At 56.4% G+C, this 26,178-nt stretch carries 29 protein-coding genes; 23 read left to right on the forward strand and 6 right to left on the reverse strand.

The window, feature by feature from the left end; all coding sequences use genetic code 11:
- Positions 1-83: 83 nt before the first annotated feature.
- From ACHUE7_RS01420 to ACHUE7_RS01450, 7 genes are all read left to right on the forward strand, one after another.
- Positions 84-803, forward strand: coding sequence for a gamma-glutamylcyclotransferase (locus ACHUE7_RS01420; protein ID WP_394168380.1), 720 nt, complete (start codon positions 84-86; stop codon positions 801-803).
- 253 nt (positions 804-1,056) lie between these two features.
- Positions 1,057-2,352: a DUF2254 domain-containing protein gene (locus ACHUE7_RS01425; protein ID WP_394168381.1), complete on the forward strand. Its 1,296-nt coding sequence runs from the start codon at positions 1,057-1,059 to the stop codon at positions 2,350-2,352.
- Positions 2,353-2,479: 127 nt separating this feature from the next.
- On the forward strand, positions 2,480-2,752 hold the full coding sequence (locus tag ACHUE7_RS01430) for a hypothetical protein (protein WP_394168382.1): 273 nt from the start codon (positions 2,480-2,482) through the stop codon (positions 2,750-2,752).
- Positions 2,753-3,267: 515 nt separating this feature from the next.
- Complete coding sequence (locus ACHUE7_RS01435) at positions 3,268-3,918, forward strand: hypothetical protein (protein WP_394168383.1); 651 nt, start codon at positions 3,268-3,270, stop codon at positions 3,916-3,918.
- A gap of 236 nt (positions 3,919-4,154) precedes the next feature.
- Positions 4,155-4,871, forward strand: coding sequence for a ZIP family metal transporter (locus tag ACHUE7_RS01440; protein WP_394168384.1), 717 nt, complete (start codon positions 4,155-4,157; stop codon positions 4,869-4,871).
- 533 nt (positions 4,872-5,404) lie between these two features.
- On the forward strand, positions 5,405-6,430 hold the full coding sequence (locus tag ACHUE7_RS01445; RefSeq protein WP_394168385.1) for a hypothetical protein: 1,026 nt from the start codon (positions 5,405-5,407) through the stop codon (positions 6,428-6,430).
- Positions 6,431-6,490: 60 nt separating this feature from the next.
- The gene (locus ACHUE7_RS01450) at positions 6,491-6,787 is read left to right on the forward strand and encodes a Dabb family protein (RefSeq protein ID WP_394168386.1); all 297 of its coding nucleotides are present in this window, start codon (positions 6,491-6,493) and stop codon (positions 6,785-6,787) included.
- Between the two features lie 117 nt (positions 6,788-6,904).
- On the opposite strand, the gene ACHUE7_RS01455 is transcribed toward ACHUE7_RS01450, so the two are convergent.
- Both ACHUE7_RS01455 and ACHUE7_RS01460 read right to left on the reverse strand, forming a co-directional pair.
- Positions 6,905-7,294 carry a VOC family protein gene (locus ACHUE7_RS01455; RefSeq protein ID WP_394168387.1) on the reverse strand — a complete coding sequence of 130 codons (390 nt, stop codon included), beginning with the start codon at positions 7,292-7,294 and terminating at the stop codon, positions 6,905-6,907.
- Positions 7,295-7,353: 59 nt separating this feature from the next.
- The gene (locus ACHUE7_RS01460; protein WP_394168388.1) at positions 7,354-7,758 is read right to left on the reverse strand and encodes a helix-turn-helix domain-containing protein; all 405 of its coding nucleotides are present in this window, start codon (positions 7,756-7,758) and stop codon (positions 7,354-7,356) included.
- Between the two features lie 179 nt (positions 7,759-7,937).
- On the opposite strand from ACHUE7_RS01460, the gene ACHUE7_RS01465 reads away from it, so the two are divergent.
- The gene (locus ACHUE7_RS01465) at positions 7,938-8,855 is read left to right on the forward strand and encodes a M14 family metallopeptidase (protein ID WP_394168389.1); all 918 of its coding nucleotides are present in this window, start codon (positions 7,938-7,940) and stop codon (positions 8,853-8,855) included.
- Positions 8,856-8,927: 72 nt separating this feature from the next.
- On the opposite strand, the gene ACHUE7_RS01470 is transcribed toward ACHUE7_RS01465, so the two are convergent.
- A complete protein-coding gene (locus ACHUE7_RS01470; protein WP_394168390.1) occupies positions 8,928-9,323 on the reverse strand; it encodes an SRPBCC domain-containing protein in 396 nt (131 codons plus the stop codon).
- A 125-nt stretch (positions 9,324-9,448) separates the two neighbouring features.
- Between ACHUE7_RS01470 and ACHUE7_RS01475 the strand changes: the two genes are divergently transcribed.
- Positions 9,449-9,805 carry an ArsR/SmtB family transcription factor gene (locus tag ACHUE7_RS01475; protein WP_394168391.1) on the forward strand — a complete coding sequence of 119 codons (357 nt, stop codon included), beginning with the start codon at positions 9,449-9,451 and terminating at the stop codon, positions 9,803-9,805.
- A complete protein-coding gene (locus tag ACHUE7_RS01480) occupies positions 9,802-10,245 on the forward strand; it encodes an SRPBCC family protein (protein WP_394168392.1) in 444 nt (147 codons plus the stop codon). Before ACHUE7_RS01475 ends, ACHUE7_RS01480 begins: the two co-directional genes overlap by 4 nt.
- A 38-nt stretch (positions 10,246-10,283) precedes the next feature.
- On the opposite strand, the gene ACHUE7_RS01485 is transcribed toward ACHUE7_RS01480, so the two are convergent.
- The 3 genes from ACHUE7_RS01485 to ACHUE7_RS01495 are packed head-to-tail and all read right to left on the reverse strand — an operon-like array spanning position 10,284 to position 12,797.
- Entirely contained in the window at positions 10,284-11,774 is a 1,491-nt protein-coding gene (locus tag ACHUE7_RS01485; protein WP_394168393.1) for a DUF4153 domain-containing protein, read from the reverse strand.
- A gap of 59 nt (positions 11,775-11,833) precedes the next feature.
- Positions 11,834-12,202, reverse strand: a complete 369-nt coding sequence (locus tag ACHUE7_RS01490) for a winged helix-turn-helix domain-containing protein (RefSeq protein ID WP_394168394.1) — start codon at positions 12,200-12,202, stop codon at positions 11,834-11,836.
- Complete coding sequence (locus ACHUE7_RS01495) at positions 12,195-12,797, reverse strand: hypothetical protein (protein ID WP_394168395.1); 603 nt, start codon at positions 12,795-12,797, stop codon at positions 12,195-12,197. Before ACHUE7_RS01495 ends, ACHUE7_RS01490 begins: the two co-directional genes overlap by 8 nt.
- A 152-nt stretch (positions 12,798-12,949) precedes the next feature.
- On the opposite strand from ACHUE7_RS01495, the gene ACHUE7_RS01500 reads away from it, so the two are divergent.
- From ACHUE7_RS01500 to ACHUE7_RS01560, 13 genes are all read left to right on the forward strand, one after another.
- On the forward strand, positions 12,950-13,339 hold the full coding sequence (locus tag ACHUE7_RS01500) for a hypothetical protein (protein ID WP_394168396.1): 390 nt from the start codon (positions 12,950-12,952) through the stop codon (positions 13,337-13,339).
- A gap of 21 nt (positions 13,340-13,360) precedes the next feature.
- Positions 13,361-13,765: a cupin domain-containing protein gene (locus tag ACHUE7_RS01505; RefSeq protein WP_394168397.1), complete on the forward strand. Its 405-nt coding sequence runs from the start codon at positions 13,361-13,363 to the stop codon at positions 13,763-13,765.
- A 39-nt stretch (positions 13,766-13,804) separates the two neighbouring features.
- Positions 13,805-14,419 (forward strand): RNA polymerase sigma factor, encoded by a 615-nt coding sequence (locus ACHUE7_RS01510; RefSeq protein ID WP_394168398.1) that lies wholly within the window; start codon positions 13,805-13,807, stop codon positions 14,417-14,419.
- A gap of 18 nt (positions 14,420-14,437) precedes the next feature.
- A complete protein-coding gene (locus ACHUE7_RS01515) occupies positions 14,438-14,824 on the forward strand; it encodes a VOC family protein (protein WP_394168399.1) in 387 nt (128 codons plus the stop codon).
- Positions 14,825-14,986: 162 nt separating this feature from the next.
- Complete coding sequence (locus ACHUE7_RS01520; RefSeq protein WP_394168400.1) at positions 14,987-17,560, forward strand: hypothetical protein; 2,574 nt, start codon at positions 14,987-14,989, stop codon at positions 17,558-17,560.
- Positions 17,561-17,562: 2 nt separating this feature from the next.
- Positions 17,563-18,885: a DUF1501 domain-containing protein gene (locus ACHUE7_RS01525; protein WP_394168401.1), complete on the forward strand. Its 1,323-nt coding sequence runs from the start codon at positions 17,563-17,565 to the stop codon at positions 18,883-18,885.
- Between the two features lie 102 nt (positions 18,886-18,987).
- Positions 18,988-19,872 carry a DMT family transporter gene (locus tag ACHUE7_RS01530; RefSeq protein ID WP_394168402.1) on the forward strand — a complete coding sequence of 295 codons (885 nt, stop codon included), beginning with the start codon at positions 18,988-18,990 and terminating at the stop codon, positions 19,870-19,872.
- Positions 19,873-20,022: 150 nt separating this feature from the next.
- Entirely contained in the window at positions 20,023-20,703 is a 681-nt protein-coding gene (locus tag ACHUE7_RS01535; protein WP_394168403.1) for a hypothetical protein, read from the forward strand.
- Positions 20,704-20,844: 141 nt separating this feature from the next.
- Complete coding sequence (locus ACHUE7_RS01540) at positions 20,845-21,765, forward strand: glutaminase (RefSeq protein WP_394168404.1); 921 nt, start codon at positions 20,845-20,847, stop codon at positions 21,763-21,765.
- 235 nt (positions 21,766-22,000) lie between these two features.
- Positions 22,001-22,483: a spore coat protein U domain-containing protein gene (locus ACHUE7_RS01545; RefSeq protein WP_394168405.1), complete on the forward strand. Its 483-nt coding sequence runs from the start codon at positions 22,001-22,003 to the stop codon at positions 22,481-22,483.
- A complete protein-coding gene (locus tag ACHUE7_RS01550) occupies positions 22,483-23,184 on the forward strand; it encodes a fimbrial biogenesis chaperone (RefSeq protein WP_394168406.1) in 702 nt (233 codons plus the stop codon). The genes ACHUE7_RS01545 and ACHUE7_RS01550 overlap by 1 nt, the downstream gene beginning before the upstream one ends.
- Positions 23,185-23,248: 64 nt before the next feature.
- Positions 23,249-25,744: a fimbria/pilus outer membrane usher protein gene (locus tag ACHUE7_RS01555; RefSeq protein WP_394169141.1), complete on the forward strand. Its 2,496-nt coding sequence runs from the start codon at positions 23,249-23,251 to the stop codon at positions 25,742-25,744.
- A complete protein-coding gene (locus ACHUE7_RS01560) occupies positions 25,729-26,175 on the forward strand; it encodes a Csu type fimbrial protein (RefSeq protein ID WP_394168407.1) in 447 nt (148 codons plus the stop codon). Before ACHUE7_RS01555 ends, ACHUE7_RS01560 begins: the two co-directional genes overlap by 16 nt.
- The last annotated feature ends 3 nt before the right edge of the window (positions 26,176-26,178 follow it).

The raw sequence follows: 26,178 nt of genomic DNA on the forward strand, positions 1-26,178 counted from the left end.
CTGCGCGTCGGGTGTAGCCCTTTGGAGACCGCGCCAGCACAAGGGCGCCCCTGGAATTCTATTCACTTTTGTCAGGTTTAGTCATGACCAATGACCCCTTCTTTCATCATCCAGAACTCGCCGATCTGATCACGAAGCCAGAAGACTCTTTCTTCCGGGATTTTTCAATCACCAAGCTTGCCAGCATACTGACCGACAGAGGGTTACCGACCGGCTGGTGGCATAGCGATGAAGAACGAAATGCGATGAGGCAAGCAGCACTCAGTGAACACCGCTCGGAGGACCTCTGGGTCTTCGCGTATGGATCGCTGATGTGGGACCCGGCCATTCGGTTTACGGAGGTCCGGCGAGCTCGGGTTCAGGGCTATCAGCGCCGGTTCATATTGAAAGACATTCATGGCGGCCGTGGGACGCGCGAATCGCCTGGCCTGATGGCCGCGCTGGACCAGGGCGGTGAGTGTGAGGGGTTGCTGTTTCGCATCGATCAGCACGCCATTGAAGTGGAGACCGATATCCTCTGGCGTCGTGAGTTCGTCGGGCCAGCTTACTTTCCGGTGTTTGTTCCCGCTCAAATGAGCGAGGGCACGGTCAATGCCCTGACGTTCGTTGCCGACTATGATGCGGAGCTGATAGAGCCGGAACTGAGCCGGGCCGAGCAACTCGAGTACCTGGTGACAGGAAAGGGATTTTTGGGCGACAGCGCAGACTACCTCAGAAACATTGCTCGGCAGTTTCAGCTGTTTGGCATCAGAGACGCCGAAGTTGAAGCGTTGTTTAACGGGATGATTCTACGAGAGAAATAAGACGGCACACCGTTCAAATACCTGGCGTCCTGACGTCGCGATTTACGTAAAGAAACACCTTTTGGTATCCGTCAAGAGCGTTGACAGTGCAGTAATCGCACATACACATTGGGCGACATACTATACGACCATCTATGATGCATAGGCGTTAATAAAAGAGTTGGATGTCCCGCTAGCGTGCTCAAGCTGGAACTCCGGTACGACGCATAGCCAAAGCGTAATGCGGCATGGCACTCGACTTGGGAAAGCATCCATGAAGGTCTTTAACAGAATTAAGTTCATGTCGTGGCGGCTTGGAGAGCGGCTTTGGGTCAAGCCTCTGCTCTTCTGTCTCCTGTCAATCGGGGCGGTATTCATCGCCAAAACGGCGGATTATCTGGGGCTCGACCGGAATATTCCGCGAGTGAATGCTGCCTCCGTTGAGACTCTTTTAGCGATACTGGCGGCCAGTATGCTCGTGATTGCCACCTTCGCGGTGGCATCCATGGTGTCCGCGTACGCGTCAGCAAGCAGTGCCGCAACGCCCAGGTCGTTTACACTCATTATCGCGGACGATGTGTCACAGAACGCGCTTTCAACATTCATTGGCTCATTCATCTACAGTATCGTTGCTCTGACCGCTGCCAAGAATGGTTTTTTCCAAGAAACGGGCCTCGCCACACTGTTCGTGCTGACCGTGTTTGTGTTCGGTGCGGTGATCATCACGTTCGTTCGTTGGGTGGACAAAATCGCGCGACTGGGGCGCTTGGGTGCCTCCGTTGAAAAGGTCGAAGCGGCGACTGCGGCTGCCATGAAACACCGTCGGTTCGGCTCGGGCGTTGGTGGTCTACCCTCTGCACGGCAGCACTCGCAAGGGCAGGCCGTGTATGCAACGACGGTGGGTTATGTGCAGCACGTCGATGTGGATGCCTTGCAAGCCTGGGCAGTGAAGACCAACACCCGAGTCGCCGTTGCTACCCTGCCAGGCGCGTTTGCGGTGCCGGGGCGTGCTCTGGCGTATGTGGAATTCGATGCGGCCAGCATGGCTGAACTTGATTTGAACGCAGTGGCCAACGCCTTTGTGATCGGTACCGATCGGGTTTTCGAAGACGACCCCCGGTTCGGGCTCGTAACGCTGTCGGAGATTGCTGGCAGAGCCTTGTCTCCAGCGGTGAATGACCCTGGTACGGCGATCACCATTGTAGGGTCGCTGGTAAGGCTGTTCGTGTCCTGGAATGACGAAACGGAGGGGCCGAAGGCGACAAAGTACGATCACGTTGACGTTCCTCTTCTGTCAACGCATGACCTCTTTGACGACGCCTTTACAGCCATTGCTCGCGATGGCGCGGGTACCGTTGAGGTGATGCTGCGTCTCCAGAAGGCGTTGAACGTGTTGTCAGCGCTCGGCAATCCGGCGCTGTGTGAGGCCGCGTTGAAACACTCCCGGTTGGCACTCGCTCGCGCAGAGAGAAAGATGGATCTACCAGAGGATCTGGCCCTTGTTCGAGAAGTTGCCTCTTTCTCCAGGGTCACTCGGCCGAACCGGCCAAGTACCGTCATAGACACCTAGTGCTACATTTCTATTATTTCTGCGCCATATTGCACCCCAAACCCTACGGGTACTCAGCGACGTGTGTCGCAAGCGAATTGTCAGCGACAATGGTACGGTTTAGAGCAAGCGTTGTGGATTCTGAACGATGAAGGACGATTTTGTGATTACCGAGTACTTCGATTTTAAAGACCATTTGGATTCCGTTGAGTGGATAAACAGCCTCCCGAATGGATTGATACATCAAAAAATCAATACTGGAATCCACACGGTTACCATCACAATGAACAATACCGGCTGGGAGATATACGTAGGCCCTAAAGACATGGATACCGGCGGAGATGGTATAGCGATCACACTAGACAAAGACCTTGTCCTGGTGAGCTATGAGATCGAAAGAATTGCACCGACCCCTTTCTAGATAGAGCGGGTTTCAGCAAACCAACCGTAGACAACAATGATGAGTCGAACGCTAGCAGCTGAGTTCAGGTTACCCGGTTGGCCAGTTCAACGGTATTCGCGTTAATGCTTGCCGTTGGGTGGAAACAGGCCTGAAAAAAGCCCCGCGAGCTGGGTAAGTGAGCTATTTCTAAACTTCTCTATAAATATTGAACTTAGTCAAACAGACTCTATTATTGTATCCATCGCGGTATTCGTCGCAGCGCGTTAACGGGCAGCAGAGGCAGGGAAGATGGTGAAAGACAGGGCTCATAATAGTGGTTTTCTGAACAAAATCAGCATGTTGCTTCTAGTAACTCTAATGCTCTGTGCCTGTGGCGACAGCGACACGCCGCCAAGTGAAACAACCCTGGAAAGCGCAGTGTGGGGCACGGGCAACTGGAACGAAACCAAGTGGCAGTAGCAGTAATATCAAAGCGTGATGGGAAGTAGGTCGTCACAGCCTTATAACAAAACGGCTTCAGTGAGAGTATTTATATGAAAAATATAAACCTTTTGACAGTATTTGTCTTATTCAGCTGTTCCGTCACGCTCCATGCAAGCGAGGTTGATGTACCGCACAGTTTTACCTCGGGAACAGCCGCTGTCGCCTCGGAAGTGAATGAAAATTTCAGTTCGCTGGAGACGGCGGTTGATGATAATCATCAAAAAATTGAAGCAATGCAGGCTGAAATTGATGAGTTGGTCGAGCAAAACCAGAGTCTGTTGGAGCAACTGGAAGAACTGCAAAATGCGGAACCAACAGCTGTTGCGATGCCAGTCTTTCCACGGGGAGAAGGTCCGAACTTTCAGGATTTTTCATTGGACGACGGGAAAGGGGTCTTCACTGTTGAATTTAACGTTCAGGTAGATCCGTTGACGTTTAACCCGGGCACGAATGTTACGGTTACCGGCGCGGGCGGCGTCGGCAGTGGAGGCATCAGTTGGACCGATAATTATTCCACGTTAATATTCACCACGATAGAAGACTTCACGACCATCAGCCCCTGCTTTTCAGGCGGCCTCGATTTCACAATCCTGGGCACAGGCGAGCTGGCACCCCAGGATACCCATGGTAAGCCCATTGATGGCGACCGGGATGGCCTGTCGGGCGGTGATTTTTCGATTACTTATGATATTGTTTGCTAGGCACCGGAAGTAGGCAGTGACCTAGCGATTAAGTAGGGCAGTGTTTGTTAGACACTAGCGTTACAGGCACAGTAGAACTGTAAGCATCAACCAGAGGGGTTTCCAGTTGGGGTAACCCTCATTCTGGTGCCGACGCTCTGTGCTCTTTTCTGGTTTTACCTTAAGCGTTAACGACGGCTCCCCAGTAGTACTTGGCAGTATCTGACTTCATTTTCCCCAGAGAACAGTGAGCGTGTATGAGTGACGTGATTCAGATCGTTGCATTGACCTTAATGGCCGGAATTGCCATGCCTTTGGGTGCATCCCTTGCCGCGATTGAGCGCATTAGTCCGCACTGGCTGGAAACGGAAGTCCGTCACGGGGTCATTGCATTTGGTGGTGGAGCACTCTTGTCGGCGGTAGCGCTGGTACTGGTACCAGAAGGGGTGGCTGACTTATCGATTTTCACCGTTGCGGTTTGCTTTACGGCGGGCGGTGCACTGTTTATGGCCCTCGACATCTGGTTGGCCGCTAACAAGACACCGTTTAATCAGTTGGCTGCAATGTTGTCGGATTTCGTACCCGAGGCCCTTGCGCTGGGTGCGACTTTCACTGTGTCCAGCGAAGCGGGGCTGCTGCTAGCGGGCATCATTGCACTCCAAAACCTGCCTGAAGGGTTTAACGCCTACCGGGAAATCAGTGAGTCTACGGAATACAGCCAAGGGCGCATTATCGGTGCTTTTACAGTAATGGCCTTCCTGGGCCCGGTAGCCGGCCTGATCGGTTATTTTTTACTGGCAGAGTACCCGGGTGTGGTGTCGGGAATCATGGTGTTTGCTGCCGGTGGTATTCTCTACATCGTATTCCAGGACATAGCACCACAGGCCAGGTTGAGGAGTCACTGGGCGCCGCCTTTAGGCGCGGTTGCGGGTTTTTTGCTGGGGGTTATCGGTCATATGCTGGTTGGAGGCTAGTCGCAATAGCGCCGGGCGAGCATCGAACACTAGGGAGCCTCTGAATAACTCCCCCGGGGCTCTGGCTTATCCGAGGGACGTTGCCACAAGGCGGACTCATGCAGGAATGTCTAGACCTTTCAAATGAGTCCAACGCAGTGGCAGCGTTCCTCGGAAAGTCGGAATGCCGCACCACCCGCAGGGCGCGGCTAAAACGTCCTGCCCCGGCGTTGCACTTCTTGACAAGGGCTACGGCCATTGCGCTGCGAAGTGCGCCTTGTGGCAGAACTTTTTAGCTCGCGCAGAGCCCTGGGGGAGTTGTTCAGAGGCTCCCTAGCCGCCTGTGGTTAGGGTCGATTCAGCCATGCTAGCTGGTCAACTATCGAAAGTGAGAGGTCCGTAGGTCGGTATTATCGTTTGTGGCACGTCTGCGAGCACCGCTGTTCCTACTTGAATTCGAGCTAGGGTTATGCTCTGATCGAATTGTTCGAAACATTCTTATGGCAGTTTTCGACATTTACTCTGAAATCTAACAGAAACGATGGATGGACTAAATGAAAGGAATTCTGCTCCCTCAGGCAACTGTGTTTGCCATTAGTATTTTCCTGGTCGGCTGCGGCCCTTCCGGTTCTTCTGAAGACAGCGACACTGGCGGTAATGCTGGTGGCGGTGGCTCTAACCCACAAACGGCGGATTATTGCGAAGAAAATTACCCGGCTATGACGTCTAACACGGGGAACGTCTATGTGTTTGATGCTGAGCCACCCGCGTGTTTTGGTTTGGTGGAAAGCCCTGCGCTGAGAAAGGAAGTCCCATTCTCCATTTCGACGATCGACATAAGAGATGGCTCCATAGTCGACCCGGAGTTGACCGTTGACGCTACGGTTAAGCTGTTGCTTCGTCAGTCTGGTTTCAACTTTGGTGGTTATGAGCTTTACGCTTCCCTCACCATGGCCAACAATTCCAGTGAATACTATTGTTACCGGCCGGACGACATTGAATTGAAGAACGCCAGCGGTGACGTAGTGGTTGAGCGAGTGGGGTCGACATCCCGCTCTGGTGGTGCTTTGTTTCATAGCATCGCTGATACAACGTTTCGATGCTTGCCACCGGGCCAAACTCATTATTACATCGCGTCGTCTTCACTGGTGTCTGAAAGTGCCTTTAATTCAGTCGCTTCGGCAACGATGAGTGAGCTTAGACTGGATAAGAAATCAGCCAGTTATCGCCAGGCTCCCGTATTGAATGCTGAAATGACCTGGCTAAACCCGGGGAAACGAGGCCTGGGTTACCCGACCCTGGAGGTAACCTGGACAAACACTACGGGTGAAACCGTCGAGTTAGAAGACGATACCCATAACGTCTGGCTGATGGATGAAGATGGCTATGCTGTATCACGAACTTATGTTCGGCTGGATGAAGGACTGAATATTGACGACACCGAACTGCAGCCCGACGATTATGTGGTGGTAAATGGTGGTACAGTCACGCTATCGGATGATGCGGCCGACAATGCAGTCGTTACACCGTCCTCCGCTACCAGGGCGCTGATCTATCTCGACTGGGTTTGGGTGGAGTAATTCGTTTACCGGAGTTCAATGGGGTCAACCTATCAAGTCTGAACAAGAGTCCAGAAAGGCATGATTAGACATATTTTACTGATCAAGTTTAAAGCTGCTTCAACGTTGGCAGACATCGAGCATATTAAAAACCTGTTTATGGCCATGCCTGAAAAAGTCGAGGGTGTGGTTTCAGTTGAATGGGGCGTTAATGATAGCCCTGAAGGCAAAAACCAGGGCTATACGCATTCTGTGCTGATGACGTTCGCAGACGAAGCAGGCCGCAAAAACTACCTTCCGCATCCGGAGCATCAGGCATTGAAGGATGTCTTTGGGCCGTTGCTGGACGACATAGTGGTTTTTGATTACCCATTCTAATGTGGTTGTTCAAATAATAGTGAAATAGAACACTCGCTGCCCGGAACCGCCGATCAGCCTGAACTTTCCATAGCGGTGACGGAACGCATGGCTATGTTCGCTCAGGCCTTTGGACAGTCATAACATCTGCACCAATTGAATGGCGTTGCCGCATGTGTCATCCAGTACGGCCATCATTACTGGGCCTACGACTTTTGGTTCCATTGTGAATTGAACCCCAAGGCCTGAAAGTCGTAGGTGCTCCTGTTCCAGGTCTTCTACGGCAAAGGAAGTCCAGGGGATGCCTGCTTCTTGCAGTGCTTTCTGGTACACCCTGGCGGGTGCAAATGCCATGGGTTCGAGTAGCAATTCCACTCCGTTTTGCTCCTTAGGGGAGACTACCGTCAGCCACTTGTGCTCCCCCAGCGGAATCTCCGTCTTTTTGATAAACCCCAGTTTCTCGGTATAGAAGGCCAGTGCTTTCTCCTGGTCATCAACAGGGACGCTGGTTACATGGATTCTGATCATTGAAGATGCCTCATTGCGATAAGTGAGGGGTAAACATAGCAAGGGCCAGCGGGGGATACTTATTCCGGATTGCTTTTATTGGCTTTTTGATACGCCCTGGGTGAATGCCCGGTGCCATCTTTAAACACCTTCGAAAACGTCGGCAAACTGTCATACCCGACCTCGAGGCAAACGTCGGTAGCAGGAAGGCCTGTTTTCAAAAGTGCTTTCGCTTTCTCGATTCGGATACTTCTCAGGTGTTGCCTCGGGGTCACACCGTAGACCTGTTGAAATATTCTAATGTAGTGAGCGCGCGACATGAACGCAGCAGCGGCAATGGTGTCCAGGTTGACGCGTTTTGAATAGTACCGCTCCATAAACGCTCTGGACTGCCTGACGCGCACATAGTGGTAGGCTTTTAGCGGTGAGCTTTCGGCTACCTGCTCAAGCTGTTGTTCGAAAAATGTAGTGGGCTTCGTCTTCATGGGTTATCCGGCCAATTAAGCGGCAGTTAGCACGAGTATAGCAGTCTGATGACATTCTCTGCCGTTCAGTAACAGACATCCAGAATACAGATATTCAGGCAACTGCAAGGCCGATTGCCAACCTGGCAGTGCCTGTTAGAATGCCTGCTTGCTTTCGCTATCCCCGGAGAACCCTCACCATGACTAGCGCTCTTACACACTATCCCATTGGCACACCAGGCACTCCCTGGGGCGACCCGGAACGCGCCGAGTGGCTGGCCGGGCAAACCCGGCACCGTAGCTATGAAGCCGATGTGTTGAGCGTTATCCAACGTCTGGATGAGCGCTTCGACGTGGAGGAGTATGGCAGCCTGGACTATGGTGCCGACCAGTACCCGCTGATGGCCATCCGCAGTCGGGGCTGGCGAGATGATCTGCCCGTTGTGCTGGTGACCGGCGGCGTGCATGGCTATGAAACCAGCGGTGTGCATGGTGCGCTGCAGTTCGTGGACCAGCATGCGGGGGAATACGCGGGCCGTGCCAATGTGCTGGTCGCGCCCTGTGTCAGCCCCTGGGCTTATGAGCGCATTCATCGCTGGAATGCGAACGCGATCGATCCGAACCGGTCGTTCCGCGAAGACAGCCCGGCTGAGGAGTCGGCGGCGCTTATGCGGTTAGTGGCGCCCGTGGGGGATCGCGTCGTGATGCATATCGACTTGCACGAGACCACCGATACCGACGAAACCGAGTTTCGTCCCGCACTGGCAGCGCGCGACGGCGAGCCATTCAAGCCCGGTAAGATCCCCGATGGATTTTATGTGGTCGACGACAGCGAGAACCCGCAGCCGGAATTCCAGCAGGCGGTGATCCGCGCTGTTGAACAAGTCACACACATCGCTCCGGCTGACAAGCGCGGTGAGATCATTGGCTCAACAGCGGTGGCCCGGGGCGTCATCGAGTACCCGCTCACTCAGCTTGGCCTGTGTGCCGGTATGACCGGTGCGGCGTTTAAAACCACCACTGAGGTGTATCCGGACAGCCCCAGGGCGACCCCTGAGCAATGCAATTCGGCACAAGTGGCTGCAGTGTGTGCAGCGATTGACTACGTTCTGGGCTGAACAGATCTGGCGGAGTTGCGCGACCGGACCACCCCAACATCGATGCCGTTCAGTACGCCAAAAGCCAACCTGTCAGCGTGTTGACGCTAGCCAGGCTTTGATTGGCTCCCAGTACATTTTGTGCCAGCCACCGTCCAGGTGGTCACCGGCACCCTCCGGAAAGGCGGAATGCGTCAGGTGCAACTGAGTGCCGCCTTTATGGGGTGTCAGTTCGAAGGTGACCAGTGAATAGTGGCCACTGGCCCAGTCGGCTCCTCGCCAGGCCTGGACAATGCGCTGGTTCTCAATCAATTCTATGTTACGGCCTTCCACCCCTCCTCCATAAAGCGTAAAGGCGGCGCCTTCAGATGGCTCGATTGTGGCCGGTGCCTTGGTGAAAGCGCTGTGTTGCTTGGCATTCAGGTAAGCGTTGTAGAGTGTTGCCGGGTCGGTGTCAAAGACGATGTCTTGCTCAAGTAAGGCGGACATGATCGAGTTCCTTATAGGTGGGTTTGGCTCATCACCGTTTAACTAAACCATTTGGTTTAGTAATTCGATGCTAAACCGAATGGTTAACTATTGCAATGATAAACTAAAAGGTTAACAATCCTTCCATGATGACTGACCAAATCGCCCCTTCTCAGACGCTGAATGACGATCAGCTCGACCTGGTTTTCAAGGCCTTGTCAGACCGTACCCGGCGTAAGCTGCTGGCCGAATTGGCTCGGGGCGATGCATCGGTCAGCGAGTTGGCCGCGCCTCTGCACATGTCGTTGCCGGCAGCGTCCAAGCACATTCGCGTGCTAGAGAATGCATCGCTGGTTAAACGCACCAAATCCGGTCGGGTGCAGTACTGTGCCTTGCAAGCTGAGGCGCTGGCAGATGCCGACGCCTGGCTGAACCACTATCGGGCGTACTGGAACGATCAGTTGGACACCCTGCAACACTTCCTTGAGAGTGACCCCTCATGACCGTAGCCGACCTGAGCCTCGTCGTTAGGCGTCGGATCAAAGCCAGCCCCAGCCGGGTTTTTGCCGCGTGGACATCACCTGAGGCGCTGAAAGTGTGGTGGGGCCCGCAAGGTGTCCGCTGCCCTGATGCGCACGTCGACCTGACCGTTGGCGGGCAATACCGCATTGCCAACGAATTGCCGGACGGTCGTTTACTCTGGATAGAAGGGATCTTTGAGGAAATCGTACCCGATGAAAAACTGGTGTACTCCTGGGTATCCAGTGACCAGCAACCAGCGCCAGAGCGAGTAATCGTTCACTTCAAACCGGTGAGTGAGGGTACCGAAGTGATTGTAGTCCACGAGCGAATTGGCAGTGAAGCGGCCGTCGAGGACCACACAGCAGGCTGGGAAGGTTGTCTCGATGGCCTGGAGCAACTGGGCTTGATCGGTCATGCTTAATAGGTGACTGGCGAGGTAATGAGGCTGACAGTTCAATATTACCGCCCAGCAAGGCACCCCCTGGCCATTACCCGTAACATCCTTTCCCGGTCACTTACCCTTTCGCGAGCCTTAGCTTCAGCCCAACTCCAAACGCGCCAGTTAGATCTGTATTCCACCACGGGTGACCAACGCCAGATCAGGTTGGCAGCCAGCGTGCACCGCTCAGCTTCCGGTAATGCATCCAGTCGCTCCAAAACCACTGGCACGGCATCGGCCCCCAGTGCCATCAGGTAATCTGTATCCAGCGATTGTTGCTGGTCAATGGTGCGCTCCAGATTCACGCTTGCTACCCAGCCTGCCGGGTTCATAAGCGCGAACACCAACACCATTACCACGCCCGCCAGAGTCGACCCGGAAGCAAACCAGTATAGGCGCCCTCGTAACACCGTTGCTGAAAACAGCAGCAGGGTGAATGCCAGCCAAAGCAGAATGGCCAACACCGTTAACCGGTCCAAACTCAAACCGAACTCGTCGATATACAGCACGAACCGTTGCGTGGCGGAAACCAGCATGACCAGCACGAGGCCGACCAGCACCAATGCCAGACTGAGGTACAGGCGTTGGCTGGTGCTCACGGCACCGGCGAACAACAATAGGCCCAGTGTAAGACCGGCAATGGTCACCAGTTCGAAAAATCCGCGGCGGGCGTACTCGGCCATTGTGAGGCCGGAGATGCGTTGTATTGCTTCCTGGCCTCCGAACAAATAACCCAGTTGCACTACAACGAACCCGCCGAACAGGAGTGCGAGTGAACCTAAAACAATGAGGGTTTCATCCCGGCCAATGCTCGGTAGCGGTATTCTTCGGAATCGGTTTTCCTGGTCGTGGTCGACCACGGCGGCCAGCCAACCGCTTACGGCCCAGGCGATTAACAGGGCAACGATCAGATGGCTGCTCAGCTCGGTAACGGTGAACACATCGAAAGCACGGTCTGCGACGCGGTTGAACCCCGCATCCGCTGAAGACAATAACCCGGTAAATACCCAAATAAGGGGGATGGCCAGCGCCAGGCCCCGGCCAACACCGGCCAGGCGGCGTAAAGCAGGGGCGCGGCCCCGAGTCGCCCCGGCCAGTAACGGCACGGCCCCTAACAGGGCTCGAAAGGGAACCGATACCATGGCGTAGAGGTGATCGAGCGGTAACGACCGGCCCAGTCGGGCACCCCAGCCAAGCATGATGATTTGCGAGACCGCAAGCGGCAGCAGCAGACATAATAAAAATTGAATGAATCCGTTGTGACGCACCACCATCAGTGCCGCCGCCATCAAAGCCACGGTCGACCAGGCCACAACCGGCCGCCAACGAGTGGCCCCGGTTCGCCAGGCCAGCCAGGTAGTTCCGGTGCCCGCCATACCAATCCACACGACCAGCCCAGGCCCTATAGGCCCGGCTCGCAGTAGCAGATCTCCCAGAACACCCAGCATTAGGGCACACAGCAGCGTTTTGCGTTTCAGGTGTGCCGGTTCGACGGCGGCGTCGTTATCCATTTCGATTACTCCGATTTTTTGAAAGTACTTTATATTGCAAAGTGAGTAGGCAAAAAAAATCAGCCGCCTTTTACGTGGCTGATAATGGCTTCCATGTGGGCCACATACTGCTCCAGTGCTTTGCGGCCTTCGCGGGTGAGGCGGTAGTCGGTGCGGGGCGTTCGGCCTTCATAGCCTTTGCTGCATTCCACATAACCGACGTCTTCCAGTTTGCGGGCGTGCACGCTGAGGTTGCCATCGGTCGCCTTTAGAACTTTTTTAAGTTCGCTGAAACTGAGGCTGGCATCGGCCGCCAGTGCACTGAGAATGCCCAGACGCACCCGGTCGTGTATCAACCGGTCGAGATCCGCCGCCGGTGCGGGGGCGGGTTTGGCGGTCGGCTTATTATGCGCGACGTTTTGCGCTGTTTTCTTAACTGCTTTAGCCACCGTATCGTCTCCAAATCAACAGGCCGAACAGGCCATGCAGGCCACCGAAGCCGAGCAACATCATCCAGCTTGTGGTGTCTGGCCATAGCAACGCAATCGCGCCTGCTGCCATAAAAGTCATGCCCATCACGGGGATGATGCTCACCGAGAACAACCCACCGGTCATCACGCTGACGCCATACAAACTCAGCCAAATGCCCTGAATCAATGCCAGGTTGCCGGTTGGGTAAAGCACGAAGGTTAATAAGCCACCGGCGGCCATCGGCGGTGAAAAGGCCAGCAGCAATTTCCGGGCAGAGCGGTTCCACAAGGTCGTTCCCGCACCGGCCGCCTTGCGTGCGGTAAACCAAAGGCCAAGTACCGTCGCAATCACAAACTCGGCAAACCAGGTTGCTAATTCGAGTTCGGGTGCCAGCAGTGACACCAACCAGGCTAATGCTGCCGAAACCCCAATCAGTAAATAACCCAGGCCGGAAAGCTCGGTGAAGCGGCCGGTGCTTTCCATGGTCTCACGGATGAAGCGCAGGTTATCGGCCGCGTGTTCGTGCAAGCTTGTCGGTTCAGGCGGGATGGCCCTGGGTTGGGTGTCTGTCATAGCGGGTGGAGCCCGGTTTATAGGTTGTTGGCCAAGTACTTTACAAAACAAAGTTAGCTGGAGCAACCTGAATCTACAGATTGCGCAGCGGTTGGGTTAGTATCGAAGGTCAAATCATTGCCGATCCTGTGTAGACAACGTTGTATAAAACAATGAAGAGACTGTCCGTTCTATCGTTATTGTTGCTGGCAAGCGCTTCGGCCAGCGAGCTGCGACCCTTTACCTCAGACGGCTGCAGTTCTTTCCCAAATGGAACGTTCTGGCAAAACGAGTTGTGGCTTGCGTGTTGTACCGCCCACGACTATGCCTATTGGCAGGGGGGCACCTTTGAGCAGCGCTTGCAGGCCGACCAGGAGCTGGAAGCCTGTGTCAGTGCCGTTGGTGAACCCGAGATCGCACGTCTGATGCTGGCGGGTGTCAGAGTCGGTGGGACGCCCTATTTACCCACGATGTTTCGTTGGGGGTATGGCTGGCCGTATCCGCGTGGCTATAAAGCATTGAGTGATGAAGAGCGACAGCAAATAGAGGCATTGGAAGGGTGAAGGTCTGGGAGGCCAGCGGTTATGTCCGGTAAAGTCGATACGTATAACGCCGTCGAAACCTACGTTCACCTCGGGACGAATGGCTCGGCGGTACCGCTGCAAGTCACCAGTACTTTCTGGGAAGACCTTACTTCAGGTACCTTCTCAAGCCTCGGGCCGGGGCGCCTGGTATCAACGTATGATTTCAAAGAAGACTGGTCTGGCTGGGAGAAACATCCGGCGGGCGAGGAATTGGTTATTCTGCTCACGGGCGCCATGGACTTCGTTTTGTCTGTGGATGGCCGGGAAGAGTCCGTTTCATTAACAAGCCCGGGTCAGTACCTGATCGTGCCTCGTGATGTCTGGCACACGGCCAATGTTCCGCAAGGGGCGCTGGCGCTATTTGTTACCGAAGGCGAAGGAACGGAACATCGCCCCAGGGTGTGAGCATCGTGCAACACCTTTTTTCAGGCCTGGAGTTTGCCGATGCGCCCTAGTCAATATACCCAACTGTGTACCATCGCCCGCCGGATCATTCATGATACCGGAGAAGCGGAAGATGTTGCGCAAGAAGCTTTATTGGCCGCATTTCTGGCAGGGCATACCGATTTTGAGGCCATCGAAACCCGGCGGTGGCTGGTGGGCACCGTGCGGAATATGGCCCGCATGTCACTGCGCGGCACCGTGCGTCGGCAGGAGCGCGAAAGCCAGTGGCAGGGTGCACAGCACGTTCAGTCCGACCCCTCTGCCAACGGTTACCAGGCGTTGCCAGTCAGTTTGTCGCCTTCGCTCAAGGCTGTTGCCGCGCTGGCCTTATCGGGCCACAACCGGAAAGAAATCGCGTACTTACTGAATCTGACGGACGTAACGCTGCGCCAGCGTATTCGCACCTTGAAACGTGAATTAACCCGGGCAGAGATGGTAATGCCGACTGAACTGCCGGGGTTACACCTGGGGCTGGCCTATGGTCGACTTCGCAGTGCTTTGTTGTCCAAGTTGTCGCATCGGGGCGGTGTGTTGGCCAGTCACGACCCCGATGGGCATCTTTTTGTCATCAGTGGCTCACAAAAGGGAACTCGGCGGCAATTAACAGGTGGATAAACCAAAAAGGAGAACACCATGAGCTTTAAACCCAAAAGTGCCAGCATCGTTTACTACGTTAGCGACATTCAGCGTACGGAAACCTTCTACAACGATACCTTCGGGCTTGGCCTGGAACGGATGGAAGGTGCCGACCCGTTCTGGCTGCAAGGGCAGCTGGAAAACGGACTGGATCTTATATTCTTCGAGATGGAGGGCTCACGGGGCAATACGCCCGCCATTGTATTCGAAGTGAGCGATGGCGGAATTGACGACATTGTCGCCGAACTGGCGGACTCAGGCGTCACCATTGTTACGCCCGTGTCAGAAGCGCCGGGTGGGTGGAGTGCCGATTTTCTGGACCCGGATGGTTTCGGGCTGGGGTTGTGGCAGTCGGGCGAGTTGCCGCGTACGTTGAAACCCTGATTCGTCAGGTTTGCGATGCCCTTGAAATAGCCATAAAACGTCATTTTTCTGGCTAATTTCGGGCATCGGCCAACAATTCTCTACCAGAAACGTGTCTTCCGGCACAGTGTTCGGTGTCTGTTTCGCAGATAATCAGGGTTCACTGTTTTGTGGAAGCCAGCCGTGCACCGGTCATTCATTGTCTTCAGCCTTGGCTGTATTAGCCTGCTTGCCGGGTGCAGCCAGGAGCTGCCTGGTACTGGTTCGCCTACCACGGCACCGGTTGCCGATGTACGCATCGACTGCAACGCCAACGACGATGAGTTCTTCAGCAGCAAAGTCTGGCCGATTCTCCGGGAATGCAGCAGCTGTCATGTCGAGGGTGGTGTGGCTGTGAACCAGGGTGCGCGGTTCACCGTGGCCCCTGGCAACGCAAGCGCCAGCCAGGGCCTGCTGCGCGACTACATTGCGTTGGCTGGCGACCGCCTGGTTAACAAGCCGACCCTGTACCAGGTCAGCCACGGCGGGGGGCATTTGTTCAGCACCAGCAGCCCTGAAGCGGCTACCCTCGCAGAAGCCGTGTTGCGTTACAGCCAGAGCGCACCGCAATGCAGCGAAGATGAATCGCCCGTTGCCGAACAACCGGGTTACCGCGATGTCAGCCTGATCAGTCGCACTCGAACGCTGCGCAAGGCAGCCATTATGCTCGGCTCCGAGTTGCCCGATACCAGCACGCTGAACGACGTACGCGACGATGATGACGCTTTGCGGGATGAGCTGAACGCCTTAATGCAAGGCCCCAACTTCGAGGCTTGGCTGAAAAGCGGGGCCAACGATCGCCTGCTGAGCCGCAAATACCTCGATGGCATGAGCGAAGCCCAGGAAACGCTGGGCGGAACCTACTACGAAGCACTGTACGAGCGAACCTCCAAAGCCTTCGATTCTGCCGATGCCGCCGCCACCGCGTGCGGCAGTGATTTGGATGCCGACACCAGCGAATGTGCCCAGGCACGCGCCGAACGCCAGCGAGCCAACCTGATCTACCGGGAAACCCAGCGGGCTCTGGCCGAAGAGCCACTGGAACTGATTCGGCACGTGGTTACCAATGATCGTCCGTACCGGGAAGTGCTCACTGCCGATTACCGGATGATGAACCCCTTCACCTACGAGGTGCTCGACGGTGCCAGCTGGCAAAGCGGCTACGACCCGCTGGACCCGACCGATTGGCGGCCTGGCCAGATCCGGCGGTACCGGGTGGACTGGGGCGTCTCCTTGCAGGCGCGAACCGGACGCGACTATTTGCCCTCGGCCGGCATTCTCTCGTCACCGGTGTTTCTGGCCCGTTTTCCGTCGACAGAGACCAACCGCAACCGGGCGAGAGCGCGCTGGACGTACCAGTTCTTTCTCGGGGTCGATATCGAACGTCTGGCCGTTCGGGCTATGGATCCGGAAGAGCTTAAACAGGTGACCAACCCGGGAGCCGAAGGCAGCAGCTGTTTCGGCTGTCATTCACTGCTCGACCCGGTTGCCGCCACCTTCCAGAACTGGGGCAACGATGGCCATTTTCTGGATCGTCAGGGGTACGATGCTTTGCCGCCCAGTTATATCGGTTCGGAGCATTACCAACCGAATGACCGGTGGTACCGGCAACAGTTGCCCGCCGGTTTCAATCAACAAAGCATGCCGACCTTTGCGCCTTACGGCCCGGTTAATGGTCACGACGACGGCTTGCGCTGGCTGGCCGGGCAGATCGTCGCTGACGACCGCTTCGCCACCGGCACCGTGCAGTTCTGGTTCAAGGGTTTGCTGGGCCGCGAACCCCTGTTGCAGCCGTTAGCGCCGAGTGACCCGAATTACAGTGCGGACCTCGAAGCCTGGCAAGCCGAACAGACGTTGATCCGGGAGCTGGGCCAGCATTTCCGCGACAACAACGAAAGCCTGAAATCGCTTCTCGTTGAAATGATGATGTCGCCGCTGTTTCGCAGTGAACGCTTTGACCAGGCGTCTAACGCTCGTCGCGAAGCACTGCGCGAACTGGGTATCGGCCAGTTGCTGACGCCCGAACAACTGGATAATAAACTGACCGCCGTGCTCGGCCAAAGCTGGAAACTGGACTGGCAACAACGCGGCCAACTGCTGGAAAACTACTACCTGTTTTACGGCGGCATCGATTCCGATGGCATTACCGAACGCCCCCAATATCTGAACAGTATGATGGTCTCGGTAACCGAGCGCATGGCCAACGAGCTCGCCTGCGAACTGGTGTTTCAGGAGTTCTGGCCGGGCATGCCGCGCACTCTGTTTCCGCTGGTCGAGATCACCACCGACCCGACCACTGAAGCGGGCGAAACCGCCATTCGTACTAACTTGCAGCACCTGATGTGGCGGCTGTGGGGCACCACCGAACCGGCCGAGGTGGACGCGGCCTGGGCATTGTACAAGGCGCTATATGAGCAACGACTGAGCTGGGATGAACCCACTCCTTATCTGTCGCAAGTGGCGATCTGGAGCGGCGCCGACGCTGACCCGGAAGAAGACGAATATTGCCCGGTGCGGGATCGGGACCCCAACGACGGTGTCGCCATTTCCCTGAATTGGGACGGCATCACCAACAGCGACTGGGTGGCTGCCAACAACGGCAACCCTGAGCCGGTGCGCGCGCACCTGGGTAGCTTCTTCAATCCCGAACAGACACTCAGACCCTGGGTCGGTGTGCTGGTCTATCTGTTAACCGACATCCAGTTTCTGACGGAGTGATCATGGACCGCCGCGACCTGCTCAAAGCGCTGTTTGCCGCCGGGCTTGCCCCCGCTCTGGCCCCTTTTGCCCGGGCGGAGGCGATGCGTTACGACGGCCCGATTTACATCACGGTGTTTGCCGAGGGCGGCTGGGATGTGACCAGCCTGTGCGACCCTAAAAACGGCCAGCGGCTGAACCCGGCCAGCGGTGAACACGTGTGGATCAACCACTGGGCCGAGGCCGGCCAAAGCATTGCCAGCACCGCCAATGGCCTGCGTTACGCGCCTTTTGCTGACAACGAGCGGTTGTTTCATACCCTGGGCTCGAAAATGATGGTCATCAATGGCCTCGATACCCAGACCAACGCCCACAATGCCGGGGTGCGCCATACCTTCAGCGGCCGGTTTGCCGATGGTTACCCGGCCCAGACAGCGCTGGCCGCCGCCCAACATGGTGCAGGCTTACCACTGGCCTTTCTCAGCAATGGCGGTTACCGGGAGACCGCAGGTCTGACTCAGTTCACGCTGATGCAGGACCCAAGCACCCTGAACAACCTGATCAACCCGAACGAGCCCAACGGAATCGACAGCCACTATCACCGGGCTGACAGTCTCGACCTGATCGCCGCGGCACGACAATCGCGGCTCGACCGGTTGATGGGCCAGCACCAGCTCACGCAACGGCTGAGCGATGCCGCGCGCTTTATGGAATCGAGCCGGGCCGGGCGAGACCAGTTGGCGGCGTTGAACGATTTTCTGCCCGAGACCCTGGCACCGGCCACCGACGCCGATGGCCGCTGGCACCCCATTCTGCGCCAGATCCAGTTGGCACTGGTGTCGGCCGCCGCCGGGTTAACGGTGTCGGCTGATCTGGTGCAGTGGGGGTTCGATACCCACGCCAACCACGATGCCGCGCAGCAGATCGCTCTTAGCCAGCTCAGCGACGGATTGATCTATTTGTGGCAGGAGGCAGCAGCGATGGATCAAAGCTTTGGCACCAACCTGGTGAGCCGCCTGCGCGTCGTCGTCGCGTCCGATTTCAGCCGTACACCCTGGTATAACGACGGCGATGGCAAAGACCACTGGCCTCTGGGCAGTGCCATTTTGATGCGCGACGGCGGCTTTGCCGAGCACACAGTGGGTGGTACCAGCGACGACGTTGAAGCGCTCAGCCTCAATGCCGACCTGAGCCTGAACGCCGATCCGCAAGCCGCCGAACAATCACGCATCATCCGGCCAGCCCATTTGCAGCAACTGCTGCGCTACTGGGCCAATGTAGAGAACTACAACTCAACCTTCCCGCTGGAGACCGGCAGTCTGGACTTGCGTTCGCTGCTTGGCTGATGAGTCTTTCTAATTCCCGTTTGGAATAGATCGCATAGCAATCATTCACTGGTGGAATGCATGCCTTTCCTCTAACTTGGCGGTTCGAAAGGAGTGCGAACCATGAGTTGGATTGGCTTTACCCTGTTGGCGGCGTTTATGCAGGCGGTACGAACCGCCGGGCAAAAGCAGCTTTCTCTTCATTTAACCGCGATGAGTACGACGCTGAGCCGATATCTGTTCGGCTTACCCGTTGCGTTGTTGTATACGGCGGCGCTGTGGTATTGGCAGCCCAATGCCTCGCCTCAGTGGTCGGGGAGTTTTCTGTTTTGGGCGGGCCTGGCGTCGGTGGCTCAGATAGGGGCAACCTGGTGTCTGGTAACAGCCTTTCGATTTAACAACTTTGCTGTCGGTACGACCCTCGCCAAAACCGAAGCCTTACAAACCGCACTGATCGGCTGGTGGCTGTTCGGTTTGCCGCTGGCCATGCTTGGCTGGTTCGCATTGGTTGTCGGTTTTTTGGGTGTGCTGGTCATGGGTAACCCCAAAACCCTGTTCAGTAACAAACATGCCTGGCGTAGCCCGGCGTTGTTGTACGGGTTGGCGGCTGGGGCGCTGTTCGCTGTTGCCTCGCTCAGTTTGCGCACGGCGGCTTTGTCGCTGAAGGTCGATACGTTGTTGGCCGCAGCGTTAACACTGAGCAGTATGGTGATGTTGCAAACGGTCATTTGTGCGGTTTGGGTGAGCACCACCGAAACGAAACCCTGGCAGCGATTGTGGCAGTATCGCCGGTTGGCGTTGTTTATCGGCATCACCAGTGCTCTGGGTTCTATTGGTTGGTTTACGGCCATGGCATTGCATAACCCGGCCCTGGTTAAAACACTGGGGCAGGTCGAATTCCTGATGACGCTGGCAATCACCCGGTGGGTATTCCACGAGCGGATTCACCGCTATCAGGGGTGGGGCATGGTGCTGGTGGTAACCAGTGTCATATTGTTGCTGCAGTAAACCGCGCTGCTAAACCCGATGCTGTTCGGAAAGTGGTGGGGAGTGGCGTAAGTACTTTTGGGCTCATTTAATTGCCATTTTTAAGTGCAATGCTGCCATGCCTTGTTTATATTGGATTCGTGTAAAGATAATGGTAAAAGGAACTTACTTATGAAAATGAGTGTTCGAATGGCGGTCGTGGTGGCTGCGGTTGGTTTGAGTATTGCGGGCACAACGCAGGCGGTGGATTGGCGTGCCAAGCCGAACTACGGCACCATTGAATTGAACGCTGGCTTTCGTCCGGACCCTTACACTACGTCAGTCAGAGCCGGGGGAGCAGAGTCTGCTCGCACTGTCGGGGATAACTGCCGTGGCTTTATCAGCAATGCCCCGGACATGGACCTGAACTACGACGCGGGGTCTACTTCCCTGACGATCTACGTTGAGTCGTCAGCCGATGTAACCCTCGTCGTTTATGATGCCGCCGGTAATTGGCATTGCAATGATGATTACTCCAGCGCGGGTGGCACAAACCCAGCCATTCGCTGGACCAACCCGCCCTCCGGCAATTACAACATATGGATTGGCACCTACGAGTCGGGCGGTTTGCAAGATTCCCAGCTGAGTGTAACGGAATTGGCTTTGCCATGGAGTCAAAACACGTCCAATAGCACAGGTACTGGCATCGAGTGGGGCGATAATACCAGCAATTGGGCCGATGATGGTGAGTGTGATGACCCAAGATTCGCCGGTCCCGGTACCTCATCAGCGGCTGCCACGGCACACCGTTTTCACGATGCCAATGACTGCCGTACACTTTATCAGCAAGGGCAAATCTACCTTCGGGAATAAGTCGGGTCGTGTCGATAAACCCGTCCCAATCGGCATCGTATCCGCTAAGCCATTGCAGTCAGAACCTGGCCGGTCGACGGGTTTGCTGCAATGGCGTTACACTGCGCGCCTAAAACAATAACAGCGCAAGCCGAGACCCCAATGCAAGATCTCCTGAACGACATTGCCGGCAAAATGAAGCTGGCCACCGAGCGCGGCCAGGTCGCGAATTACATTCCCCAGCTTGCCCATGTCGATCCACAGCAATTTGGTATTGCGGTGGCAACGCCCGACGGCCAGTTATTTACCGCCGGGGATGCTCACGAACCCTTTTCCATTCAAAGTATTTCCAAAGTGTTTGCGCTGACGCTTGCGCTGGGCAAGCAGGGCGACAGTTTGTGGCAATACGTAGGGCGAGAGCCCTCGGGGGACCCGTTCAATTCCATTGTTCAGCTGGAACACGAGTCGGGGAAACCCCGTAACCCGTTCATAAACGCCGGGGCCATAGCGGTGGTCGATGCCATCATGATGGGGCACGAGCCCAAGGAAGTGCTGGCTGAGTTGTTAAGCTTCGTGCGTTTTCTGGCAAACGACGAACGTTTATATTTCGATCACGAGGTGGCGGCGTCGGAGCTTGAGCATAAGCATCGTAATGCTTCGCTCGCGCATTTTATGAAAGCCTTTGGGCGATTGCACCACGATGTGGATAAAGTCATCGGTACTTACTTTCACCAGTGCGCGGTTGCAATGAACTGTGTGCAGTTAGCACAGGCGGGTTTGTTTCTGGTGTCGGATGGTGTGAACCAGGTTACCGGCACCCGAGTCGTGTCGGCTCAGCGCGCCCGGCGAATCAATTCACTGATGATGATGTGCGGGCATTACGATGGCTCGGGCGAGTTTGCATTTCGAGTCGGTTTGCCGGGGAAGAGTGGTGTGGGTGGCGGCATTCTGGCCGTTGCACCGGCCAGGGCCTCCATCGCCGTCTGGTCGCCCGGGCTGGATAAGATCGGTAACAGCTTGCTGGGAACTCGTGCTCTGGAAATGCTGGTGCAGGAAACCGGTTGGTCGGTGTTTGGGCATTAAAGTTACGTCTTAAGAAAGCACAGACTTACACACCGCTTGCGCAATGTTTACATCGAGTGTGATCAGGGTATCAGGAAGTGATCTGGTACGGGGGTTACACTGGCGTTCGATCAGGAACCTAACAGCCACCCGCCGCCGAGTGATCGGTACGGGTTTCAGATGCGTGAGTGTCGCCGCATGACGTCGTAACCCTGCAGTACTGTCTAACCGGCGCGGTTCGTTCTGGAGCCCCCGAATGCGATGTTATTTCACACTCTTCCCCGCTTTGTTTTTGTTGCCGGTGCAGGCGGAAACGACCAGCACTACCACCTTTCAGGTGGGCGCTCAGGTTCAGTCCGGCTGTCGGGTTCAGGCGGATGATCTGCGTTTTCCCGCTCTCGATGAAGCGGGCGTCGAACGCCTCAATACATCAGCGTTACTCAGTGTGCATTGCACGCGCGGTACCTATGTCGGGATGATGCTCGATCAGGGCCAGAACGCTCACCCGGAAACCGGAGTGCGCCAGCTTGCCGGTGAAGAGGCACAGTCGGTTCTCGGGTATCGGCTTCAGCATCAGAAAGCGGAGAGCGCACCGGCGGAAACCGACTGGGAAAACGGATTGCCGATGCTGGTCAGTGATGGCAAACGCCAGGCGTTAACGCTCTATGGTGAACTGGCCGAAGCCCCGAATGGCTCGCGTTTTCTCTCCGATACGCTAACCATTACGCTGGTGTACTGATGCGTTGGTTCGCGTTGCTCGTGTTAAGCGGTTGGAGCCTGGCGTCGTTTTGCCTGGGGGCGGGGTTGCAGGTGACGCCAATTTTGCAGGAAATTCCCAGAGGGGAAACGACGGCCCTGTACCAGGTACGCAATACCGGAGAGGCAGCCGTAACGGTTCAGGTGAGTGCCCAGTTGTGGCAACAGGACAACGGAGAGCGGGTTACCTCGGATACCGACAGCATTCAAACCAACCCGCCGTTGATATCGCTTGAACCCGGTCAGGATGAGTGGGTGCGGGTGGCGTTAATGAGTGATCGTGCCGATGAAGAGCAAGCCTTCCGGGTGTACTTTAGCCAGGTACCGGAAACGGCTCAAACTCTGCACTCGGGTGTTAGAACGCTCATCAGGCTGGATACGCCGTTGTTCTTTCAGGCCCGGGAGCCGCAAACCGATCTTCAATGGAGTGTGCAGCAAGAGGCTGAAGGCTGGCAATTACAAGTACTGAACGCAGGGACCCGGTTCGGCCAGTTAACGCGGCTGGTGGTGGAGACCGAGGGCGGTCGACGCCTGCCCATTGTGGAGGGCGTACTCTACGTTTTGCCCGGTGCTTCGCAAGCCTGGCCCTTGGGCCTGACTGATGTCGACGTGCAGGGCGGGCTTTCGTTGCAGGTTGTGTCGGGTGGCCAGGTTCAGTTTCAACCCTTGAACAACACTGAATAGCCCGATGATGATGGGGCACATCAGCTTACGCGCAATACTGCTGCTGGGAATGCTCTTTTTGGCAGTGGCGAGGGCAGACCTGTTGCCGCCTATGGACGAAGGCGATGACCGACCGCGCAATCTCAGAATTCAGTTGCAGCAGGAGGATGGCACCTGGGTTCTGCCGATCTCTGACCTGACTGCATTTGGTTGGGCGATGCCCAATGTCGGCTCGCTGCCAGTTTTCGAACAGGAAGGGCGACGTTACGTTCCGGTTGATGCGCTGCCTGAAACCGTCGCTCGCGTGAATGAACGCGAAGGCTATGTGAGCCTGCAGACAGAGGAACTGCGCGTTGTCGATGACGAAACCACAAGCGAGTGGCTGCTGCCCATGTCGCTGAACAGTCAGGAAGTCAGCGAGCCCCACTCCCTGGTGCGGGAAGCGGGGCAGTATTATTTGCCGGCGCATACCCTGGAAGCTCTGGGTATTTCTCCCGCAGCTATTGTACCCAATGCCGCGGGCCTTTATTCATTGAATGAACTGACCGAGGGGTTTTACTGGCTGGATGTGTCTCAGCCCAAACTCACTTTGTGGATGCCCACGAGCCGCTTTAAACCTTACCGGATTGAACGCAAGCGAGCCGACCCTCTGGTGCCGCAGCGCGGTTATTCGTTCTTGCTCGATTACCAGTTAACCGAAGGCATCGATGAAGACGATGAGCGTTGGCGCACAGGTGTATTTGATGCAGCCGTGAGCCTGGGCACGGCCTATTGCGAAACCCAGCATCAGTACCGTTCCAACACTGAACGTTTTACCCGTCAGGGCAGCCGATGCGTGCTGGATCGCCCGCGCTCATTGCTGTCTGTAACGCTGGGGGACACCTTTACCTCCAACTCGGTACTCGGGCAAACCGTTGCGTATGGCGGAGTGCAAGTAGGCACCAATACCAAGCTGGCGCCTTCCTGGGTAACGCGGCCACGGCCTTCGTTGCGGGGTGCCGTGTTGACGCCGGCCATGCTGGAAGTCTGGATCAATCAGAACCTGGTCACTCAGGAGCAACTGCCACCCGGTCAGTTTGAACTTTACGATTTGCCAGCTGCCAGTGGCGTCAGTGATATTCTCAGTCGCATTGAAGACAGCAGTGGCATGCCCATTATCCAGCGCTTTGCTTTTTATTCAGATGCCTCTTTACTTGCCCGGGGGCTTGGTGAATGGTCACTTTCATACGGGCATCGTCGGACGGGTGTCATCGACGGGCAAATCCAGTACGACGAATTCCCTTTTGCTCTGGTGGCCGGTCGTTACGGGTTGACCAACCGGGTGACCTTCGGCGCGCGGGCTGAATTGTTCGAAACCGGGCGCGTTGGCGCAGGCACCAGCTATTGGGGCTTGGGCCCGCTCGGCATGCTCGATGTTGGCGGCGCGCTGAGCTTCAACGAAGACACTCAGGATACCGGTGCCACCTGGCAATGGGGTGTTACCCGCCGGGCGAGCAAGGTGTCGCTCCGGTACCGGGAGCAGCGTACCGACGATGCATTCATTCAGTTCGGCAGTACGGTGCCCAACCGGCTACCGGATGTCGAAAAACAACTGACACTGGGCTGGTCGGTGCGCCGGGGCGTGTCGTTGTCGGTAGGTCGGCTGGAGCGGGAATACGAGACCCGGGCCGACTACCTGGCCAATAACGCCACCCTGGGGCTGAGCTGGGCGGGCCGTGGTACTGTGCGGTTGTCGGCATTGGATGTGATCGAACCGCTGCCACGGCGACAATACAACCTCAGCTTTACGCTGACGCTGGGCAAGGGCCGCTCGATGACGGCCGCCATGTCGGGTGAGGAACTGGAGAATCGCGGTGTCAGTTACCAGTACCGGTCGCCCGGCGATGGCGGCTATGGGTACCGGGTGCATACCGGCGAACAGGGTGAGGTGAGTGTGCAGGATGCCGAACTGAAGCTGGATGGCAGGCTGGCAACGTTGCGCTTGAATGCTGAACGACGCAACGGTGAGCTCAGTGGTGCCGCGGAATTAAGCGGCGCCCTGGTTATCAATGAAGCCGGTGCCTTCCTCAGCCGTAACCCGGCGGGCAGCTATGCCCTCGTCGATGCCGGCGTCCCCGATGTGCGGGTTTACCGCAACAACCGCCTGGTTGGGGAAACGGATAACAGCGGCCGCTTGCTGGTGTCGGGGTTGAAGCCCTACACCCACAACCGGCTGCGCCTGGCAACTGAAGACCTGCCACTTGCGGCCAGTTTGGCGGAACCCTCGGTGCAGCTGGTGCCGGGAAACCGCCAGGTATTAACGGCACCGTTTGATGTTGTTCTGGACCGCAGTATCACCGCGTACCTCATCGGCCAGGACCAGAACCCCCTGCCAGCCGGCACCACCGTGCGCTTTGAAGGGCAGCCCGAAGCGCTAACGGTGGGCCACGAAGGTTTGCTCTATACCGACGTTGGCTTGCGTTCTTATTGGGTGGGTCAGGCCCGGCTGGGCGATCAGCAAGTGTGTGAGTTTGAACTGGAACTGAGCGGGGTGGAAGCCTACCCCGCAGACCTGGGAGCCGTACAATGCGAACCCTTATAACCGCAAAAACCGTTCTGACCTACCTGGGCCCGGTGGTGCTGGGCAGCCTGGTGACCAGTGCGGCGGCCTGCACGGTCAGCGCAACACCGCTGGCGTTTGGCCCTATCGAACCGCTGGCGGATCAGCCAACGGACAGTGTCGGCAGCCTCACCGTGGAATGCCCCGAAAGCATGGCTTACACCCTGAGCGTTACGCCGGGCAAAGGCACTTATAACCAGCGCCTGATGAGTGTTGGGGAGCTGACGCTGGCCTATAACCTCTACATCGATCAGGAACACCTGTTTATTTTCGGGGACGGCACCGGCGATACCCGGATGCTGACTGGCGAAGGGGTAAACACCGAGCACGGGGTGTACGGCAGGGTGCCCGCTCAGCCCAGAGCCTACCCCGGGCACTATACCGATGACATAGTAGTGACGGTGGCTTACTGAGGT

Origin of the sequence: Saccharospirillum alexandrii (assembly GCF_043641555.1) — a bacterium.
Lineage (GTDB): Bacteria > Pseudomonadota > Gammaproteobacteria > Pseudomonadales > Natronospirillaceae > Saccharospirillum > Saccharospirillum alexandrii_A.

Coding starts and splice junctions, on each gene's coding strand:
- ACHUE7_RS01420 (WP_394168380.1), top strand. CDS start 84: ATGACCAATGACCCCTTCTTTCATCATCCAGAACTCGCCGATCTGATC.
- ACHUE7_RS01425 (WP_394168381.1), top strand. CDS start 1,057: ATGAAGGTCTTTAACAGAATTAAGTTCATGTCGTGGCGGCTTGGAGAG.
- ACHUE7_RS01430 (WP_394168382.1), top strand. CDS start 2,480: ATGAAGGACGATTTTGTGATTACCGAGTACTTCGATTTTAAAGACCAT.
- ACHUE7_RS01435 (WP_394168383.1), top strand. CDS start 3,268: ATGAAAAATATAAACCTTTTGACAGTATTTGTCTTATTCAGCTGTTCC.
- ACHUE7_RS01440 (WP_394168384.1), top strand. CDS start 4,155: ATGAGTGACGTGATTCAGATCGTTGCATTGACCTTAATGGCCGGAATT.
- ACHUE7_RS01445 (WP_394168385.1), top strand. CDS start 5,405: ATGAAAGGAATTCTGCTCCCTCAGGCAACTGTGTTTGCCATTAGTATT.
- ACHUE7_RS01450 (WP_394168386.1), top strand. CDS start 6,491: ATGATTAGACATATTTTACTGATCAAGTTTAAAGCTGCTTCAACGTTG.
- ACHUE7_RS01455 (WP_394168387.1), bottom strand. CDS start 7,294: ATGATCAGAATCCATGTAACCAGCGTCCCTGTTGATGACCAGGAGAAA.
- ACHUE7_RS01460 (WP_394168388.1), bottom strand. CDS start 7,758: ATGAAGACGAAGCCCACTACATTTTTCGAACAACAGCTTGAGCAGGTA.
- ACHUE7_RS01465 (WP_394168389.1), top strand. CDS start 7,938: ATGACTAGCGCTCTTACACACTATCCCATTGGCACACCAGGCACTCCC.
- ACHUE7_RS01470 (WP_394168390.1), bottom strand. CDS start 9,323: ATGTCCGCCTTACTTGAGCAAGACATCGTCTTTGACACCGACCCGGCA.
- ACHUE7_RS01475 (WP_394168391.1), top strand. CDS start 9,449: ATGATGACTGACCAAATCGCCCCTTCTCAGACGCTGAATGACGATCAG.
- ACHUE7_RS01480 (WP_394168392.1), top strand. CDS start 9,802: ATGACCGTAGCCGACCTGAGCCTCGTCGTTAGGCGTCGGATCAAAGCC.
- ACHUE7_RS01485 (WP_394168393.1), bottom strand. CDS start 11,774: ATGGATAACGACGCCGCCGTCGAACCGGCACACCTGAAACGCAAAACG.
- ACHUE7_RS01495 (WP_394168395.1), bottom strand. CDS start 12,797: ATGACAGACACCCAACCCAGGGCCATCCCGCCTGAACCGACAAGCTTG.
- ACHUE7_RS01500 (WP_394168396.1), top strand. CDS start 12,950: ATGAAGAGACTGTCCGTTCTATCGTTATTGTTGCTGGCAAGCGCTTCG.
- ACHUE7_RS01505 (WP_394168397.1), top strand. CDS start 13,361: ATGTCCGGTAAAGTCGATACGTATAACGCCGTCGAAACCTACGTTCAC.
- ACHUE7_RS01510 (WP_394168398.1), top strand. CDS start 13,805: ATGCGCCCTAGTCAATATACCCAACTGTGTACCATCGCCCGCCGGATC.
- ACHUE7_RS01515 (WP_394168399.1), top strand. CDS start 14,438: ATGAGCTTTAAACCCAAAAGTGCCAGCATCGTTTACTACGTTAGCGAC.
- ACHUE7_RS01525 (WP_394168401.1), top strand. CDS start 17,563: ATGGACCGCCGCGACCTGCTCAAAGCGCTGTTTGCCGCCGGGCTTGCC.
- ACHUE7_RS01530 (WP_394168402.1), top strand. CDS start 18,988: ATGAGTTGGATTGGCTTTACCCTGTTGGCGGCGTTTATGCAGGCGGTA.
- ACHUE7_RS01535 (WP_394168403.1), top strand. CDS start 20,023: ATGAAAATGAGTGTTCGAATGGCGGTCGTGGTGGCTGCGGTTGGTTTG.
- ACHUE7_RS01540 (WP_394168404.1), top strand. CDS start 20,845: ATGCAAGATCTCCTGAACGACATTGCCGGCAAAATGAAGCTGGCCACC.
- ACHUE7_RS01545 (WP_394168405.1), top strand. CDS start 22,001: ATGCGATGTTATTTCACACTCTTCCCCGCTTTGTTTTTGTTGCCGGTG.
- ACHUE7_RS01550 (WP_394168406.1), top strand. CDS start 22,483: ATGCGTTGGTTCGCGTTGCTCGTGTTAAGCGGTTGGAGCCTGGCGTCG.
- ACHUE7_RS01560 (WP_394168407.1), top strand. CDS start 25,729: ATGCGAACCCTTATAACCGCAAAAACCGTTCTGACCTACCTGGGCCCG.